The sequence below is a fragment of the Parageobacillus galactosidasius genome, from assembly GCF_002217735.1.
GTDB lineage: Bacteria > Bacillota > Bacilli > Bacillales > Anoxybacillaceae > Parageobacillus_B > Parageobacillus_B toebii.
In genome coordinates this window covers 1,798,084-1,812,502 of the sequence record NZ_NDYL01000002.1, presented here as the reverse complement: position 1 = coordinate 1,812,502, position 14,419 = coordinate 1,798,084, and the positions used below count along the sequence as shown (strand labels likewise).

Here is a 14,419-nt window from a genome sequence, read left to right as displayed (position 1 = left end):
GAAATCTTTTATTTATAAGGGTGAAAAAGTACATCCGGTGTGTCTAGATATTGAAGAGGCAAAACAAAATAAAATATGGAAAAATACAGTTGGTTGAAGACTTTTTTCAATATTCCATTGTAATTGGGCTCAATGTCTGTCACCACCCGGAATTAAAGGGAAGGAGTTGCATCGGATATGGAAAGCAGCGGAAGAAAATTGCAAGAACATTTAAATTCCCTTTTGGACGAGTTAGGATCGCCGATAAACTGGACCCAAGAAGAAGCCCATCAATTTTATGTGAGGTTTTGTGCCCCGCAGCTTCTTGGCAGCCGTTTAATTTTAGAAGTAAGATATGTTAAGGAGCTGCAGAATGACAACTTATTATTAATAGCAGAAGTGTTAAATCCTGATACGTTTACGCCGTTTATTCTTCCTTTTAATGGGGATAAATGGACGGTGGCCTTTATTGTTTCAAAGGATGGACCTGAGTATAAGAAAGGGGATATTTTAACTGCTGTTGCCGAAGAATTAATTTTAGGTGAACTTTCGAATGAGAAGGATAAGCGGGAAAATAGAAAATTAGGAATGATATTTATTAACGCAAATTCTATCCGACGTGCTTCTTTTGAAACAAGTTTGCTGGCGCGCTTCGGCGAGGGGGTTGTGAAAAAGATTGCGGAGCTGCTTGGACCTTTGGAGAAGATTGCGCCGCTCATTGTTTCGCAACTTGAATTACAAATGGAGGACAAGATCCTTGAGTTAGAAGCGGAATTGAATAAAAAAGAAAATGAGTTATGGGCCAACTTTCGGGAGCAGGAGATAAAACTGCAAGAAGAATATCGTCAGAAGGAAGAGCAGTTCAATAAAGAAAAAAGTAAAATTGATCGGCAATTAAAAAAGCTCGAAGGACAGAAAAAATTAATCAGCGATGAAGAGTCTTTGCTAGATAAGAGAAAGAGAGAAATCGAAGAGCAAAAAGAAGTTTTGAACAAAGAAGCTCAAAGGTTAGAAGAATATAAAAAAAGCCTAAAATCTCAATTCGAACAGTTCCGCCTTGTACATCCATTGTTAGGGAATGAAGATGATGAAGATAATGCTACTTCAAATGACCAAATCATTCATTGGAGCGACCAAGAAGACATTATAGCAACCATTCAAGGTGCTTTGCACGAACAATGCGACCTTCAGTATGAACGTGATGTTATTGAATGTTTTGTAGGCGCTTTAAAGACGGATCAGCTTATTATTTTGCATGGTCCGAGCGGAACAGGCAAATCCAGCCTGGCAAGAAATTTTTCTAAAATCATTAAGGGGGCAAAGACATACACAATAAGGGTTCAGTCTAGCTGGACGGATAAGCAAGATATACTCGGTTTCTTTAATCCGATTGACTATCAATATGTCTCCACTGAATTTTTGGATGCGTTAGTAGAAGCAAAAAAAAATCCGCAATCTTTGTACTTGATTTGTTTAGACGAGATGAATCTGTCCCATGTAGAGTATTATTTTGCGGAATTTTTGAGTGCCAGGGAAGAAGAAAATCCTAAGATTACCCTTTACTCTAAACATTTTCAGGAGTTGGCTTATAAAATGATTAAACCTTATATCACTGTGGATGAAAACGGACTTGAGTTTCTTGATGAAGAGAAATGTAAACAAATACAGAGCGATTCCGAAAGATGGAAAGTGCAAAATTGTTTTGATTTGTACTATCGATATCCCGCAGAATTTGAAATTCCACGTAATGTAAGATTTATTGGTACGATGAACATGGATCATACCGTAAAAGGACTAAGTCCAAAAATCATTGATCGGAGTTTTGTGATTGACTTGCGTTATCCAGAGGATGAGGAAGGATTAATAGAAGAGCTGGGAAAAATGAAAGTATCTGAGCTGATTTCTGTTGATTTGGAGAAAGATCTAACGGTCACTGTGATGGATGAAGAATGTAGACAAAAGGCTAAAGAACTTAATTCGCTGTTGGATCAATTAGGAGCTAGATTGAACCGCAGAGCTTTAGACCAAATTGGCTATTACGGAAGCGCGGTAAACTCTCATTTGAAGTTTGATCAAATCATTCGCGGAAAAATATTGCCGAGAATCCAAGTTTCGCGAAGTGATGAAACGGTTAGAGCATTGGAGCAGCTATTACAAAAGCTCAAGGATCAATCGGATATTTCATTATTGACTCAACAGAAAATAAAAGAAATGTTAAGACAAGGGCGGACAATTACATATTGGAGATGATGCGGAGTGGAACTATGGATCGCTGAGATTAAGTCTACAAGTGAACGCCCTATACAAAAATTAATCAGTCCGCTGATTTTTAACGAAGAAAGCAATTGTTATATTGCTTCTGAATATGAAGGGACAATTGTTGTAAAAACATCGAATAGTAAAGTTCAAAAAGTATTCTTGTCCCATTACGGTGTAACGTCTAATGAGCAGAGAATCCCATTAATTTATGATGAACAATGGGATGTTTGGTATGATAAAGGTAATGAACTTGAGGAGCGAAGTCCAATCGGTATTAATCAATGCGGCACTTTTTTCTTTGAGGCGGAAGATGGAGAGGGGTATATAATAGACAGGTCCAGCGACGTTTATATCACAAGCAGTTTATTGACAGAGGAAGAGTTTCAGCGGATGAAAGACGAAATCGTCAATATGCTTGAAGATTTATTGACGGCTAACGAGGGGCCTGCTACGCCAATGAAATTGTGGAGAGGGAATGTTGAAGCGGCTCGACATGCATTAGATCAGATGAAAAAACTTCATGAGGTGTTATTGGAATTGGAAGACGAGCCTCATGAGCAATTAATACGTGAATATCAATTGGTCCCTTCTTCCAAAATAAAACAGTTTGATGTCAAATTTTTGATCAGCCATAGGATTTTTCCTTTTAAAGATAAGTTTTCGATTCCTGTAAACGTGCGTTCCATAGATATTCCAGAACATAGAATGATACGCTGGGGACTAGAGAGATTAATAGATTATGCAGACCGTTATTTAAGGCAGGCGCGAAACAGAAAAAGAGATTTGTGTCGAAGAGCAAGTTCCTTAATCAGTGCATTATCGAATCAACACGATAAGCATCTAAATCCTTTTGAAAAGGAAAGAATCGTGAATTCAATAAAGAAGGACTTACATTATGTAATCGAATCCTTTCAGTTAGTTAGTGAGAGTGAGCGTCATTGGACAAAGTTCATAGAGTTAACAGATACTTGTTTAAGTTTGCATTACTTGAGTGTGGATGAAGAGGAGCTGGAGCAGACGCACTTGTTTACATTTTCGCCTCTTTACAGTGAAGTGTATCAATATTTAGACGATTTGTTGAATTTAAAGCCGCTGAAGCAGTTGTCAAATACATATGTTCCTTTGCAAAAGTCTCCAAAATTATACGAAATATGGTGCTTACTTTCCATTATTCATTCATTAATTTATGAATGCGGTTTTATTCCGACTCAAAATCCGTATATTCAAATTCAGCGATATCTTCAAAGAAAAGGGGGATTGGAAGGAATATCTTTTACTTTTAACCGTCCCGTTTATCGTTATAAAGAATATCGGGAGCCACAAAAAACAAATTTAACACTTGAAGTTCATTATGAACGACCTTTTCTAGATACGGAAAAATCTTATAGGCCTGATTTTACCTTTACTTTCCGGGATGGTTTTCAGGCAGAAACGGCTTTTTTGGATGCTAAGTATAAGCCGTTGCCTAATTGGGAGCATTGGATTGAAATCATTCGCGATGTATCCTTTGAAAAATATTATGAACCGCTGCCGAAGAAGCCGATCGCGTCCTTTTTAATTCATCCAAATAAATTGAATGATGTTTCTGTCCATACATGGAATGCGACAATGAATCATAGGAAACAAGAAGAGCTTAGGCATCGTTTAGGTAGCTTTGAATATAAGCCTAGCAATAAAAAAGAGTTTGTAAAATGGATGAATATGCTATTGCATTATCATTTAGGGTACAATGGAGTTTGTATGCATTGCGGTACACACCTTCCTGCCAATTCTAATTCCGAAGGCGGATGGAAAAAGTATTTTACATGTAGCAATCGAGCCTGTGAAGCGTTTTGGGTAGAGTCTGTTTGTTTTAATAGAAAAAGAGCGCGTCGGGCACAAAAAGATGCTCATGATCCATCCACTGCCACGCTGTTTAAGTATACCAAAACATTCTGAAATGAATTATCATAAGGAAACCGCAGACGAATGGGATGTGTTTTGTCCAGTTTGTAACAAAAGGGCTCAGGATAGATTTAGAAACGATGCCTGATATATGGTGGCACTGTCACACCCAGAAGCTTATCGAGAGGATTAGTAGAATAATTGTCGTAAATTTAGCATGTTCTTGTATCTGCCATAAGCAAAGTAAAAACCGTCCACCTTGGCTTTATTTCTGTTTCCAAAAAGGTGTTGATACTCATGCGCGAAAAAACTTCCAATCAAAACAAACGTAGCTTATACATATTTAGTGAAGGGAAAGTGATGTTACCGACTGCAAAGCTCTCATTGAATACACCGACCGCCGCCGGGGCACCCCGGCGCGCCTTGTTGCATCTTCGCAAAAAATTTACGAAGAACTTAGCTGGAAAGCGGAATATTCATTGGAACAAATCATCGAAAGCGCGTGGAAATGGCATCAGCGGAAAGGTTAAGAAAGACAGGCCACCCTTGTTGCAAAGAATGGCTGATTTATTTACGGGTATAAATGACTGAATATTCCATGTATATTTGATTGACGATACTGTGCGTGGCGGCGACGGTTTGGCTCTTACTTGACGGTTGGTGGCAAGAAATTGAGGAAGTAGTACATACATCGTAGGTATATTTTCACAAAAATGTTATGGAAGGAAAAGGATTGGGGTGAATGGGTGTAGAAATAAAAGGATTGATGTCAATATGGCAAATATGGAGGATAGAAAAGTGAATCAGCAGCTATTTGCGGAACAAATGTGGAAAGCTCTGTTAGGGAAGCTCTATGAAGGGAAAATCGTATCTACATTTATTTAAGGAAGAGAAACTTTTCAAGTCTTGTCGTTTTCTGACGAAGGAATTCTTGTGAGTCCGACATCGTATGGAAGAGGACTTCTCGGATATCATGAAAGAAACGGGTCATATTATTGGTTTTGTCTATGCAGAGATAAGCAAGTGGTAGCATTATATACGGTGTAAGTAAAATATTTTTGCAGGAAGCCTTGTTGTATTTTGTTGTGGGAGTATAAAAAAGAGCGAAAAGCAAGTATGTGATGTAAAAGTTTTCTTCCTATGAATTACAAATGTCGTTAAAACACAAGGAGAATTAAAATGCAAAACAACGTTTGTAATATATAGGAGTGAGGATATTATGTGGGATAGAATCATAGGGAAAGCGGTTGGGACGGTAGCTAAAGGTTTAGTTATTCATTTTGTGAAAGAATACCATGAGAGAAAGAAGTAAAAGGAAATTGAACAAAAAACAAGCTTTGTCAACAGAGGATTATTAATGACTATATTAATTTATTTGCTAGGTTTTCTCTTTTCTTATTGGCTTTTATCTTTCGGAACATGGGGAATTATTTTAGTTATTCTTGGATTTTTCGGACACTTAAGCAATTTAAACGAGACAAAAAAATATGGTGCGAATATAACAAGAGAATTGATTTTGTCGATTATTTCAATGACGGGATTAACTATTTCATTTTTTATATAAACATTCACTTTTGACGACGAAAATGTAGATAACCGCCAATTAAAGATACGGTAAAACAAAAATATGAATGATGGGAGGCATTCATAATGGTATTACCACTTATTCCTCTTATTGTAGCAGCAGCAACCGCTGCATCAGCTACTGTAGCTGCCAAAAAGGGTTATGATTCTTATCAAAATGTGAAAGAGGCAAAAGAGATTGCAGAGGCAACAGAGCGAAAATATAAACGATCTTTTCATAAATTCGAGCAGGCTCGGCAACAGACTAATGCAGCGTTTGAATCGTATGGTGAAACAAAGCTAATGATCTTAAATGGGACCATGAAGAGTTTCGTAAAAAACTTTAGGAAGCTGAAAAACGTTCATTTTTCAAATAAAACGGTGATTGACAGCATTGACAGTGTATCCAATGTTGACCATTTTATGAGAGAAGTAGAGAAGCAGACCATTCATGCTTCACAAATTGTCGTTAGTGGGATTTCTGCTTTGGCTGGCGGTGGGTTAGCGGCAATGGGTGCGTTAGGAGCGACGACGACGTTTGCCGCGGCTTCGACTGGAACGGCTATAGCCAGTTTAAGCGGGGCAGCCGCTACGAATGCGACGTTGGCATTTTTAGGTGGAGGTTCGCTAGCCGCAGGGGGGTTAGGGATTGCTGGCGGAATGGCAGTATTAGGTGGAATTGCTTTAGCACCTGCTTTGGCAATTGGAAGTTTGATTTTTGCTTCTTCTACGGAAAAAAAGTTAGAGGAAATCAAAAAGCAACGTTCTGAAATTGAAGTTGAGATCAAAAAATTAGATGCGGCGAGAAATGTTTTAGATGAGATTCAAGGCTATACGTTAAAAATGAAACAATTGGCACAATGTTGTGACCAATTGTTTGCCAAGTACATTGATAAAATGAAAAAAATTATATCCTCTTCTGGGTCGGACTATATGAAGTTTCGATACGAAGAACAGCAGGTAATACAACGTGCGTATCAATTAGCTGTTATTATGAAGCATTTGCTAGATACGCCAATCATTAATGAAGATGGTGCGGTATCTCCATTATTAAAAGAAGTAATGGCGAAAACAGAGAAACACTTATCACAATCTGATTGGGAGTAGATAGGGAATATGAAGCAAAGTACCATTGATATTATTTCTAGTCAAATTGTCGCACAACAAGTGGAACGTTTAGGAAATGCAACGGCGGAATGTTTTGCTGGGATGGATTTATTAAAGAATGTAGCAAAGCAGTATATAAAGTGCGATCCTGAGATTACACAAGGAAGATTGTTTGAAATTATCGAAAGTACAAAGTTTAATATTAACGCTGCAAAGGCAGGGGAAATGTTTAGAGCTTTCACTACACATTCACTAGGTGATCCGCAAGCAGCAGCTGATATTGTGATTAAGGATTCCTTTCATATTTTGAAATTTATCCAAGCGAAATCTGGGAAAAGTGCAAGTAGTTTAGCACGTATGGTAGCTGATCCAAAATATAGAGATATGGACAGGCTCGTTAATTCGGAAAAGCAAGCCGTGTGGCTGAGTTGGTTAAAAATCGAGCACAATCTAGTAGTATTTATGCGCAAGATTATCAACAAGCCTATCCTCATATCACTGGCGAATTAAAATATGGAGGAGTTAGTAGCGGAGGAACTAGTTATGACGAAGCGTTAAGGGCAGCTATCCATTCTGATCGTTATGCGTTGGAGCAAAAAATACGTCATTTTTTGTCTAATACGTACTGCGCTATGGTAAATGGAGCTTTAGCAGGTGCTTTTGTGGGAATGGCTACAGGGGCGCTGCAAGGAGGCAGTCAATTTGTTCGTGGCGAAAAAGATATTCGTTCTGTAGCAAAAGACGTTGGAAAATCAACCGTTTACTCTGCTGCGCGAACAGCGGTGATTTCTGGTGTTGCGCATGGAATAAAATTTATTGGGAAAGGCTCTGTTTTGGTACGTGGGAACGTTGCTTCGGCTTTGGCTTCTTCTGCAGTAGCTTTAACAGAGCTTACTTATCAATTTGTAAAAGGAAAAATTACGGTGGAAGAATATATAGAGAATGTTGGAAGTAATGCTGTATCAACTTTCTCCAGTATTGTGTTAACTGCGGCAGGAGGAGCATTATTTGGACCGATAGGAGCTGGGATAGCGGCTACAGTTGGCATGATCGGGATGAAACAATTGTATCAAGCATTTTCATCTGCCCGTCAGGATCTCCGGCTAGCGATAGAAGAGCGAAAACGCGCTGAAGATATAAGCTGTTTGTTAGTTGGAAAGATAGCGGAGGAAGAGAGACAAATCATTGCGTTTTATCATGAAGCGGGGGAAGTCGTAGCGAATCTTTCGGGATTAGTAGAAATAGCTATAAATGATGACATACAAGTTGATCAAGCTATTTCGCAAATCGTTTCAAAATTAGGTGTTTTTATAAAGTACGGGACAAAGCAAGAATTTGATGAGTTTATGGCTACAGATGAAGATTTATGGTTATAGTGAATCGGGAGTTTTTTTCCATATAAGTGAACCCCGAGTTCGACACTTACTAGGTAAACAAATCGTTCATCAGCCCTTATGGATCAAGGGTTGATGAACGATCGTGCATACTTCATACGAGTATCTATGAGTTTGGCTGAATGTCTAGGATTCTTGGTGGAGGCCTCCATCCCTACAGCTACAAAGATTCAGCATGTTTTTGAATGCGCTCGTTGCATGACGTCAGTCTGTTTTTGTAAGTAAAAAATATGTATATGGGTGCCTGTCCCTTGCCGAAGGCTATTCCATCAACGGAGTCATTGAAACATATGAAAAAGTCACTGGCAGCAAAGCCATCATTGAATGCATTGACCGCCGCTCGGGTGATCCGATGCCCCTTGTCACCTCATCGCAAAAAATTTATGAAGAACTTGGCCGGAAAGCGGAATATTCGCTCGAACAAATCATCGAAAGCGCGTGGAAGTGGCATCGTTAAAAAGTAAGATAAACACAAAGGCCTCCTGCAGAATGAGTATCAGCGGGAGGCTGTTCATTTTTATATAGTTACCTCATCAGATTTCGCTTTGATATTTAATGTTCCGCCTGTTTTTCGCAATATTTTTTGTAATCTAATGATATACGTAGATTTTAGAGCAGGTGTTCTAACTCTTGTAGTAATGATTCTTCCTTCCAACACATATTCTCGAAGATATGGTTGTAATTGTTCAATTGTTTTTGAAATTTGCTGTACAGCTTTTTCTAAATCAGACCCTTTCAGTTCTATAAAGAATGCTCTTTTATCTTCATTAATTAAAAAAAGGAAGTCACATTTTATACCTTCTGTAAGAATACAGCCATCTACCCGATATAGTGCGACTTTTTTTCTTTTGTTGTTTATAAATTTTATCCCCCGACCGTTTTCTTCAACTGTTACCAAACTTCGGTTATCGTTGTATTCTAGGCATCTTTCCCATGCTTGAATCGGCATCTTTAATCCTCCAGTTCCTCCACTTCCATTAGTCGATCTAATAAATCATTGATTGCGTTTGATGCTTCGTCTATTTCCTCCGGTCTAATTAATCCTAGCTCTTCATCGACGATGCTTTTGTAACTGAATGTATCTTCCGTGCGTTCAACCATATAAGCTCTGAGCTTTGAAGGGGAAACTCGCAGTTTTTTATCGACGATAGGATGATTGCCTTTGTCTAGTTTTTCACTAATCTGAGCAGCGTACAAGTATATATTAAATGCTGATAAAATATAAGGACTATGAGTTGTAATAACTAGGGTATTGTTCGATGAATTCAATAAGAGAGAGAAAAGAGCCACCATTTCTTTTTGAGCGGTTGGATATAAATGTGCTTCAGGCTCCTCAATAACCATAAATACATTTAATCGTTCTAAAATAACTGTGAAAATTAATAGTAAGATCCATACTACTTCCTGTTGACCAGAGGAAGAAAATTTCAATTTTGTGTATTCTTTGTCGTTAAAAAAGATTTTTTCGCCGTTATCTGAAAATACATATTTACCTTTCATAATTTGTTGAATAATGTTGATTGCTAAATTGATGGACTCGAAATCGATTTTTTCAACAGAGAATTTTTTTCTATCTTGAATAATCTCCTCAAATGATTGAGAGAAGTTTTTCTTTAATAAATTAATACGATCGATAAATCCTTCTGTTAATAAATCAAGTTGTCTAGGATTAATATCCTGTAGCTGATCGGATAAGGTTGCAACTAAGCTTCGACCTGCGGGAATAAATATCGCTGTTTTAGAATCTTCAAAAGCGGAATAGATGGCACTTCTTGTTTTTTCTAACAAGCTTTTTTGATTGGCTTTCCAGTACGATACATCCCAAGAATCGATAAACGATTTTTCTTGATTTTGTATTTCTTTTTTTAGATTTATCACTTTTTGGAAAATATCAAAAATCTCCTTTTTTAAGTTTTCGCTAAAATTGATTTGTACGTATCCATTTTCTAGGTATAACCTAATCGATTTGTCAGTACTGTATTCATATTTAATATTAAACGGTTTCATATGTTTCGTGGTTCCAAAATAACCTACAAATTTGTATCTTAGCTCCTTATTAAATTCAAAAAAAGGGTTATTTTTGCTTTTATCCATTTTTTCATTCGAAAGTAAATATTTAATCAATTCATCAGGGATGGAACGAAAGAAAAAAATTAATTTGCTTATTGTACTTTTTCCGCTTGCTTGTGGTCCGATTAGAATGGTTAAATCAGCAATTTTCTCATCAAATGAGGTGATAGGACCGAAATTTTCAATCGTAATTCTATGCATTGTTTATTCAACTCCTAAAGTAATCTCACTTATATTTATAAATTATAGCCAATAAGTTAATTTTAGAAAACAATGAACCAAATGTGGTGTAAGCGTTCATAGGATGAGGACGAATAAGCATATTTTATCTTTTCAATGAATTAACCAAGTGCCTGTCTCTAGGCGTTTTGGGGCTTAATCAAAAATGTGAAGTTGACTCATTGAAAGTTACTGTTATCGGTCTGGTAAGTCAAGAAAGACGCTTCATGATATTAGGATATGTGCGTTGTTATTCATAGTCGGAGAAAAGTGTTATTTATACCCTTGGCAATAGTGCTATAGATGCATTTAAATAATTGCCTAAGTAAGTAAAAAGGAGCATTCCTGTTAGAAGTTTTTTCGGGGACTTGAATAAAAAAAGCCCTCTTGGTATGATTCGGGGGTGTCAATCGCACGAATTGACCCCTAATTTGGATACCAAGGAGGACTATACATGAATTCTATCTCAAACAAGAAGATTAATCAAGTCACCGATCAAACGCTGGTGGTTGGCATGGATATCGCGAAAAAGAAGCATTACGCCTGCTTTGTGGATGAGCGAGGGAGGGTGTTAAAAAAGCCGTTTCCCGTTCTGCAATCGAGAGAAGGATTGGAATGGTTGTACCAGTGCATCGTGGAAGCCATGAAGGAATTTGAAAAAACCGAGGTGATCGTTGGCATCGAGCCAACGGGACATTATTGGCTCAATCTCGCTTACTTTCTTGACGAGAAGGGCATTCCTCTCGTCATGACAAACCCGATGCACGTGAAGCGATCCAAAGAGCTATTCATGAGACATGAACCTCCTTGTGGATAGTTGGTGGTACATCTATTCTAACCAAGGAATCGGGTTCATGTCTCCTTTTTTGTTTAGTTGTCAATTTATGTCAGTGAATTTGCTCATCTACAGTAATAGATAAAATTTTTGCATGGTCATTAATGAGCGCGAAGAATAAACCATTTGTAGAACTGGGAATAAAAAAATTTTTTGATGGCGACTACGTTAGTTCCATTCACATATTAGTCCCTCAATTCGAATCCACCCTTAGACGAATGTTTGCAGCCGCAGGATATGCGACTACGTCGATCAAAAAGTCTACCGCACAACATGAGGAAACTTTTAATGAATTTTTGAACAGAGATGATATAAAAGAAGCTTTAGGGGAACGCATTCATAAATTGATACAAATGGTAATGGTAGATCAGATGGGAATAAATTTACGTAATAAGGTGGCTCATGGATTAATTGCGTTTGAACAGTGCACGAAGGGTCTTAACTTGTTAGTAATCTACTTATTTTTATCTTAATTAGGCGAGAAGACTCCCACTTCAACGAAGCGAAGCGGAGTAAGTGGGAGATGAATCGCCTTAATTATATTTTGCTGAAAATAGGATAGATTCAGTAAAATATAGTATCATATAGTTAGATGGGAGGTGAAAAAATGTATTTTTGTATCAAACAACAGCTAAATGGTTTGACCAAAGAAGAATACTTGACTCTTCGAGAACTGTGCCATATTGCCAAGAACATGTACAACGTCGGACATGTGCAGCGTGCCTGTCACGCCCCGATATATGTCGAGATTTGTAGAAACAGAGGGTCATAGATTGGCTCTCTGCTTTTGTTTAAAAAATTCATTCCCAAGCAGGAATTTGGTTCGTTTTGTCGAAAAAGTATGTAAAATTTTTGGAGGTGAGGTAAATGTATGGCCGTCGATCACGACCGCTTGTTTAAAGAGCTCATCACAACGTTTTTTGAAGAGTTTATTCTTCTCTTTTTCCCGCAAGTGCACGAGCATATTGATTTTCACCATTTATCATTTTTATCTGAAGAACTGTTCACGGACGTGACCGCTGGGGAAAAATATCGCGTTGATTTGTTAGTGGAAACGAAGCTAAAAGGGGAAGACGGTTTAATTATCGTCCATATCGAAAACCAAAGCTACGTTCAACCATCGTTTCCAGAGCGTATGTTTATTTACTTCAGCCGCTTGTTTGAAAAATACCGCACAAACATCGTTCCGATTGCCGTCTTCAGCTACGATACCATCCGCGACGAACCATCCTCATTTACGCTTCGACTTCCATTTGGGAACATACTCCACTTCCGTTTTTTCACCGTCGAGCTGCGCAAACAAAACTGGCGTCATTATATTCGCAACGACAACCCGATCGCCGCTGCGCTGTTAAGCAAAATGGGGTATACTGAAAGTGAACGAATTGAATTGAAAAAACAATTTTTACGCATGCTTGTGCGCATGGAATTAGACGAAGCAAAGCAACGATTGTTAATCGGCTTTTTCGAAACATATGTGCAACTGTCGGATGAAGAAGAACAACAATTACGAAACGAGGTGAACAAGATGGAAACGAAAGAAAAAGAACAAGTGCTCGAATTGTTAATTTCGTATGAGCAAAAAGGATTAAAAGAGGGTGTAAAAAAAGGATTACAACAAGAAAAGCGACAAATTGCGAAAAAGATGTTGGTAAAAGGGTACGACATCCAAACGATTCACGAATTAACCGAACTGCCTGGGTTATGGATATAAATGCCAAATAACCCTCTTCTTGAGGGGTATTTGGCATGCCCAGCATTTGGTTTTCTCTTCATCCTTTGATTGATTTTTCGAACATGCGTATCATCCTAAAAAATTTTATACAGCTAACTTGACGGGTATGGGATGGTTCCCCGCTTCTTTTTTTATTTCAATAGAAAGGCTTAGACAAAATGAAGACAATTGCGTATTACATTTCTGATTACGGTTTTGGGCATGCGACAAGAAGTGTTGCGCTTATTCGCCAGTTGTTGAAGATGGAGGAAGACGTAAGAGTGATTATTTGTCACTCTTTTGCCCTTCAGTTTTTGAGAGAGTCTTTGAAGGATGAGAATCGAGTAACATTCCGCAAGATGGAAACGGATATTGGTTATGTGTTGCAAAAAGACTCGATTGAGCCGGATATCGAAAAATTAAATGTTGAATATAAAAAGTATCTGAAAAAGTGGAATTTCCTCATTGAACAAGAACGAAATTTTTTACAGACAAATGGGGTAGATTTCGTCATTTCCGATATTTCCGCTTTTCCGTTTGAAGCGGCGTATATGCTAGGGATTCCTTCTATTGGAATATCGAATTTTACTTGGTATACGGCATATCAAAGATTGATTGCTGATCCGCTGCTTGAACCTTTAAAAAAATCTTATGAGAAAATGACTTATTTCTTTTCTTTAGCCGGAAGCCAAGAGCCGGATTGGGGGACGAAAGGAACAAAGCAGTTTGGCTTTTTCGCAAGAGAAGTAGATGGCAATGAAGTTAATAGGATCAGGAAACTTGTGAATCCAACTGGCGATCAGTTCGTTGCGTTCTTTGGACTCGGCATGAAAATCGATATCGATCAATTAGAACGCTTGCCGATTTGGGATAGTCCTAACTGTACGTTTATCGTTTCGTCCAACGTGCAAGTGAAAAAGCCAAACGTTTTTTCCATTCCAAAAGACTACATCGAATCGCAGCATTACATTGCCGCAGCGGATTTAGTCATTTCAAAGCCTGGTTGGGGAATCGTTAGTGAAGCAGTATGTGCTCGTAAGCCATTATTGATTTTAGATCGACAAACGATGAAAGAAGATCAAAATACGATTTCGTATTTAAAAGAAAATCATTTATGCAAGACGATTACATGGAAGGAATTACACAATTTTGTCATTGACGAAGCGTTTATGAAGAAAATGCGAAGCCAATATCCATTTCATAACACCTTTTTTTCTAATCAAGCGGATATGGTGTCAAAACAAATTTTGCAAGTTTTAAGAAATAAAAATGACAGGATTTAACCATAACGAAACAACCAATCTTCTTATGCTCTTTCTTCCAAGAACGCGTTTGGAGAGGAACGAAATCGCATGATTTATACGTGTAGGACATTCCTTACGAGCTAACGAGGGA

The 14,419-nt window shown here is 37.9% G+C and carries 10 protein-coding genes and 2 pseudogenes; 10 read left to right on the top strand and 2 right to left on the bottom strand.

Annotated elements, in window-relative coordinates:
• Window positions 1-198: 198 nt before the first annotated feature.
• From B9L23_RS18715 to B9L23_RS18690, 6 genes and pseudogenes are all read left to right on the top strand, one after another.
• On the top strand, window positions 199-2,229 hold the full coding sequence (locus B9L23_RS18715; RefSeq protein WP_169712583.1) for an McrB family protein: 2,031 nt from the start codon (window positions 199-201) through the stop codon (window positions 2,227-2,229).
• Window positions 2,230-2,628: 399 nt separating this feature from the next.
• On the top strand, window positions 2,629-4,176 hold the full coding sequence (locus tag B9L23_RS18710) for a hypothetical protein (protein WP_169712582.1): 1,548 nt from the start codon (window positions 2,629-2,631) through the stop codon (window positions 4,174-4,176).
• Window positions 4,177-4,484: 308 nt separating this feature from the next.
• A pseudogene (locus tag B9L23_RS21275) lies at window positions 4,485-4,652 on the top strand (UDP-glucose 4-epimerase GalE); the annotation flags it as partial.
• Window positions 4,653-5,772: 1,120 nt separating this feature from the next.
• Window positions 5,773-6,792 carry a hypothetical protein gene (locus tag B9L23_RS18695; protein ID WP_089098220.1) on the top strand — a complete coding sequence of 340 codons (1,020 nt, stop codon included), beginning with the start codon at window positions 5,773-5,775 and terminating at the stop codon, window positions 6,790-6,792.
• A gap of 9 nt (window positions 6,793-6,801) precedes the next feature.
• Complete coding sequence (locus tag B9L23_RS21270; protein WP_245842467.1) at window positions 6,802-7,302, top strand: hypothetical protein; 501 nt, start codon at window positions 6,802-6,804, stop codon at window positions 7,300-7,302.
• On the top strand, window positions 7,212-8,168 hold the full coding sequence (locus tag B9L23_RS18690; RefSeq protein WP_245842466.1) for a hypothetical protein: 957 nt from the start codon (window positions 7,212-7,214) through the stop codon (window positions 8,166-8,168). Before B9L23_RS21270 ends, B9L23_RS18690 begins: the two co-directional genes overlap by 91 nt.
• Window positions 8,169-8,703: 535 nt before the next feature.
• On the opposite strand, the gene B9L23_RS18680 is transcribed toward B9L23_RS18690, so the two are convergent.
• Complete coding sequence (locus B9L23_RS18680; protein ID WP_075039170.1) at window positions 8,704-9,135, bottom strand: hypothetical protein; 432 nt, start codon at window positions 9,133-9,135, stop codon at window positions 8,704-8,706.
• A gap of 2 nt (window positions 9,136-9,137) precedes the next feature.
• Window positions 9,138-10,457, bottom strand: coding sequence for an AAA family ATPase (locus B9L23_RS18675; protein WP_089098219.1), 1,320 nt, complete (start codon window positions 10,455-10,457; stop codon window positions 9,138-9,140).
• 472 nt (window positions 10,458-10,929) lie between these two features.
• On the opposite strand from B9L23_RS18675, the pseudogene B9L23_RS18670 reads away from it, so the two are divergent.
• From B9L23_RS18670 to B9L23_RS18655, 4 genes and pseudogenes are all read left to right on the top strand, one after another.
• Window positions 10,930-11,262 (top strand): annotated as a pseudogene (locus B9L23_RS18670) (IS110 family transposase); the annotation flags it as partial.
• A 152-nt stretch (window positions 11,263-11,414) separates the two neighbouring features.
• Window positions 11,415-11,783 (top strand): DUF4209 domain-containing protein, encoded by a 369-nt coding sequence (locus B9L23_RS18665; protein WP_089098218.1) that lies wholly within the window; start codon window positions 11,415-11,417, stop codon window positions 11,781-11,783.
• 398 nt (window positions 11,784-12,181) lie between these two features.
• On the top strand, window positions 12,182-13,024 hold the full coding sequence (locus B9L23_RS18660; protein ID WP_089098217.1) for an Rpn family recombination-promoting nuclease/putative transposase: 843 nt from the start codon (window positions 12,182-12,184) through the stop codon (window positions 13,022-13,024).
• A 179-nt stretch (window positions 13,025-13,203) separates the two neighbouring features.
• On the top strand, window positions 13,204-14,307 hold the full coding sequence (locus B9L23_RS18655; RefSeq protein WP_089098216.1) for a hypothetical protein: 1,104 nt from the start codon (window positions 13,204-13,206) through the stop codon (window positions 14,305-14,307).
• Window positions 14,308-14,419: the final 112 nt, after the last annotated feature.

Excerpts from the sequence above, each read along its gene's own strand:
- B9L23_RS18710 (WP_169712582.1), top strand. The coding sequence starts at position 2,629 with ATGAAAGACGAAATCGTCAATATGCTTGAAGATTTATTGACGGCTAAC.
- B9L23_RS18695 (WP_089098220.1), top strand. The coding sequence starts at position 5,773 with ATGGTATTACCACTTATTCCTCTTATTGTAGCAGCAGCAACCGCTGCA.
- B9L23_RS21270 (WP_245842467.1), top strand. The coding sequence starts at position 6,802 with ATGAAGCAAAGTACCATTGATATTATTTCTAGTCAAATTGTCGCACAA.
- B9L23_RS18680 (WP_075039170.1), bottom strand. The coding sequence starts at position 9,135 with ATGCCGATTCAAGCATGGGAAAGATGCCTAGAATACAACGATAACCGA.
- B9L23_RS18675 (WP_089098219.1), bottom strand. The coding sequence starts at position 10,457 with ATGCATAGAATTACGATTGAAAATTTCGGTCCTATCACCTCATTTGAT.
- B9L23_RS18665 (WP_089098218.1), top strand. The coding sequence starts at position 11,415 with ATGAGCGCGAAGAATAAACCATTTGTAGAACTGGGAATAAAAAAATTT.
- B9L23_RS18660 (WP_089098217.1), top strand. The coding sequence starts at position 12,182 with ATGGCCGTCGATCACGACCGCTTGTTTAAAGAGCTCATCACAACGTTT.
- B9L23_RS18655 (WP_089098216.1), top strand. The coding sequence starts at position 13,204 with ATGAAGACAATTGCGTATTACATTTCTGATTACGGTTTTGGGCATGCG.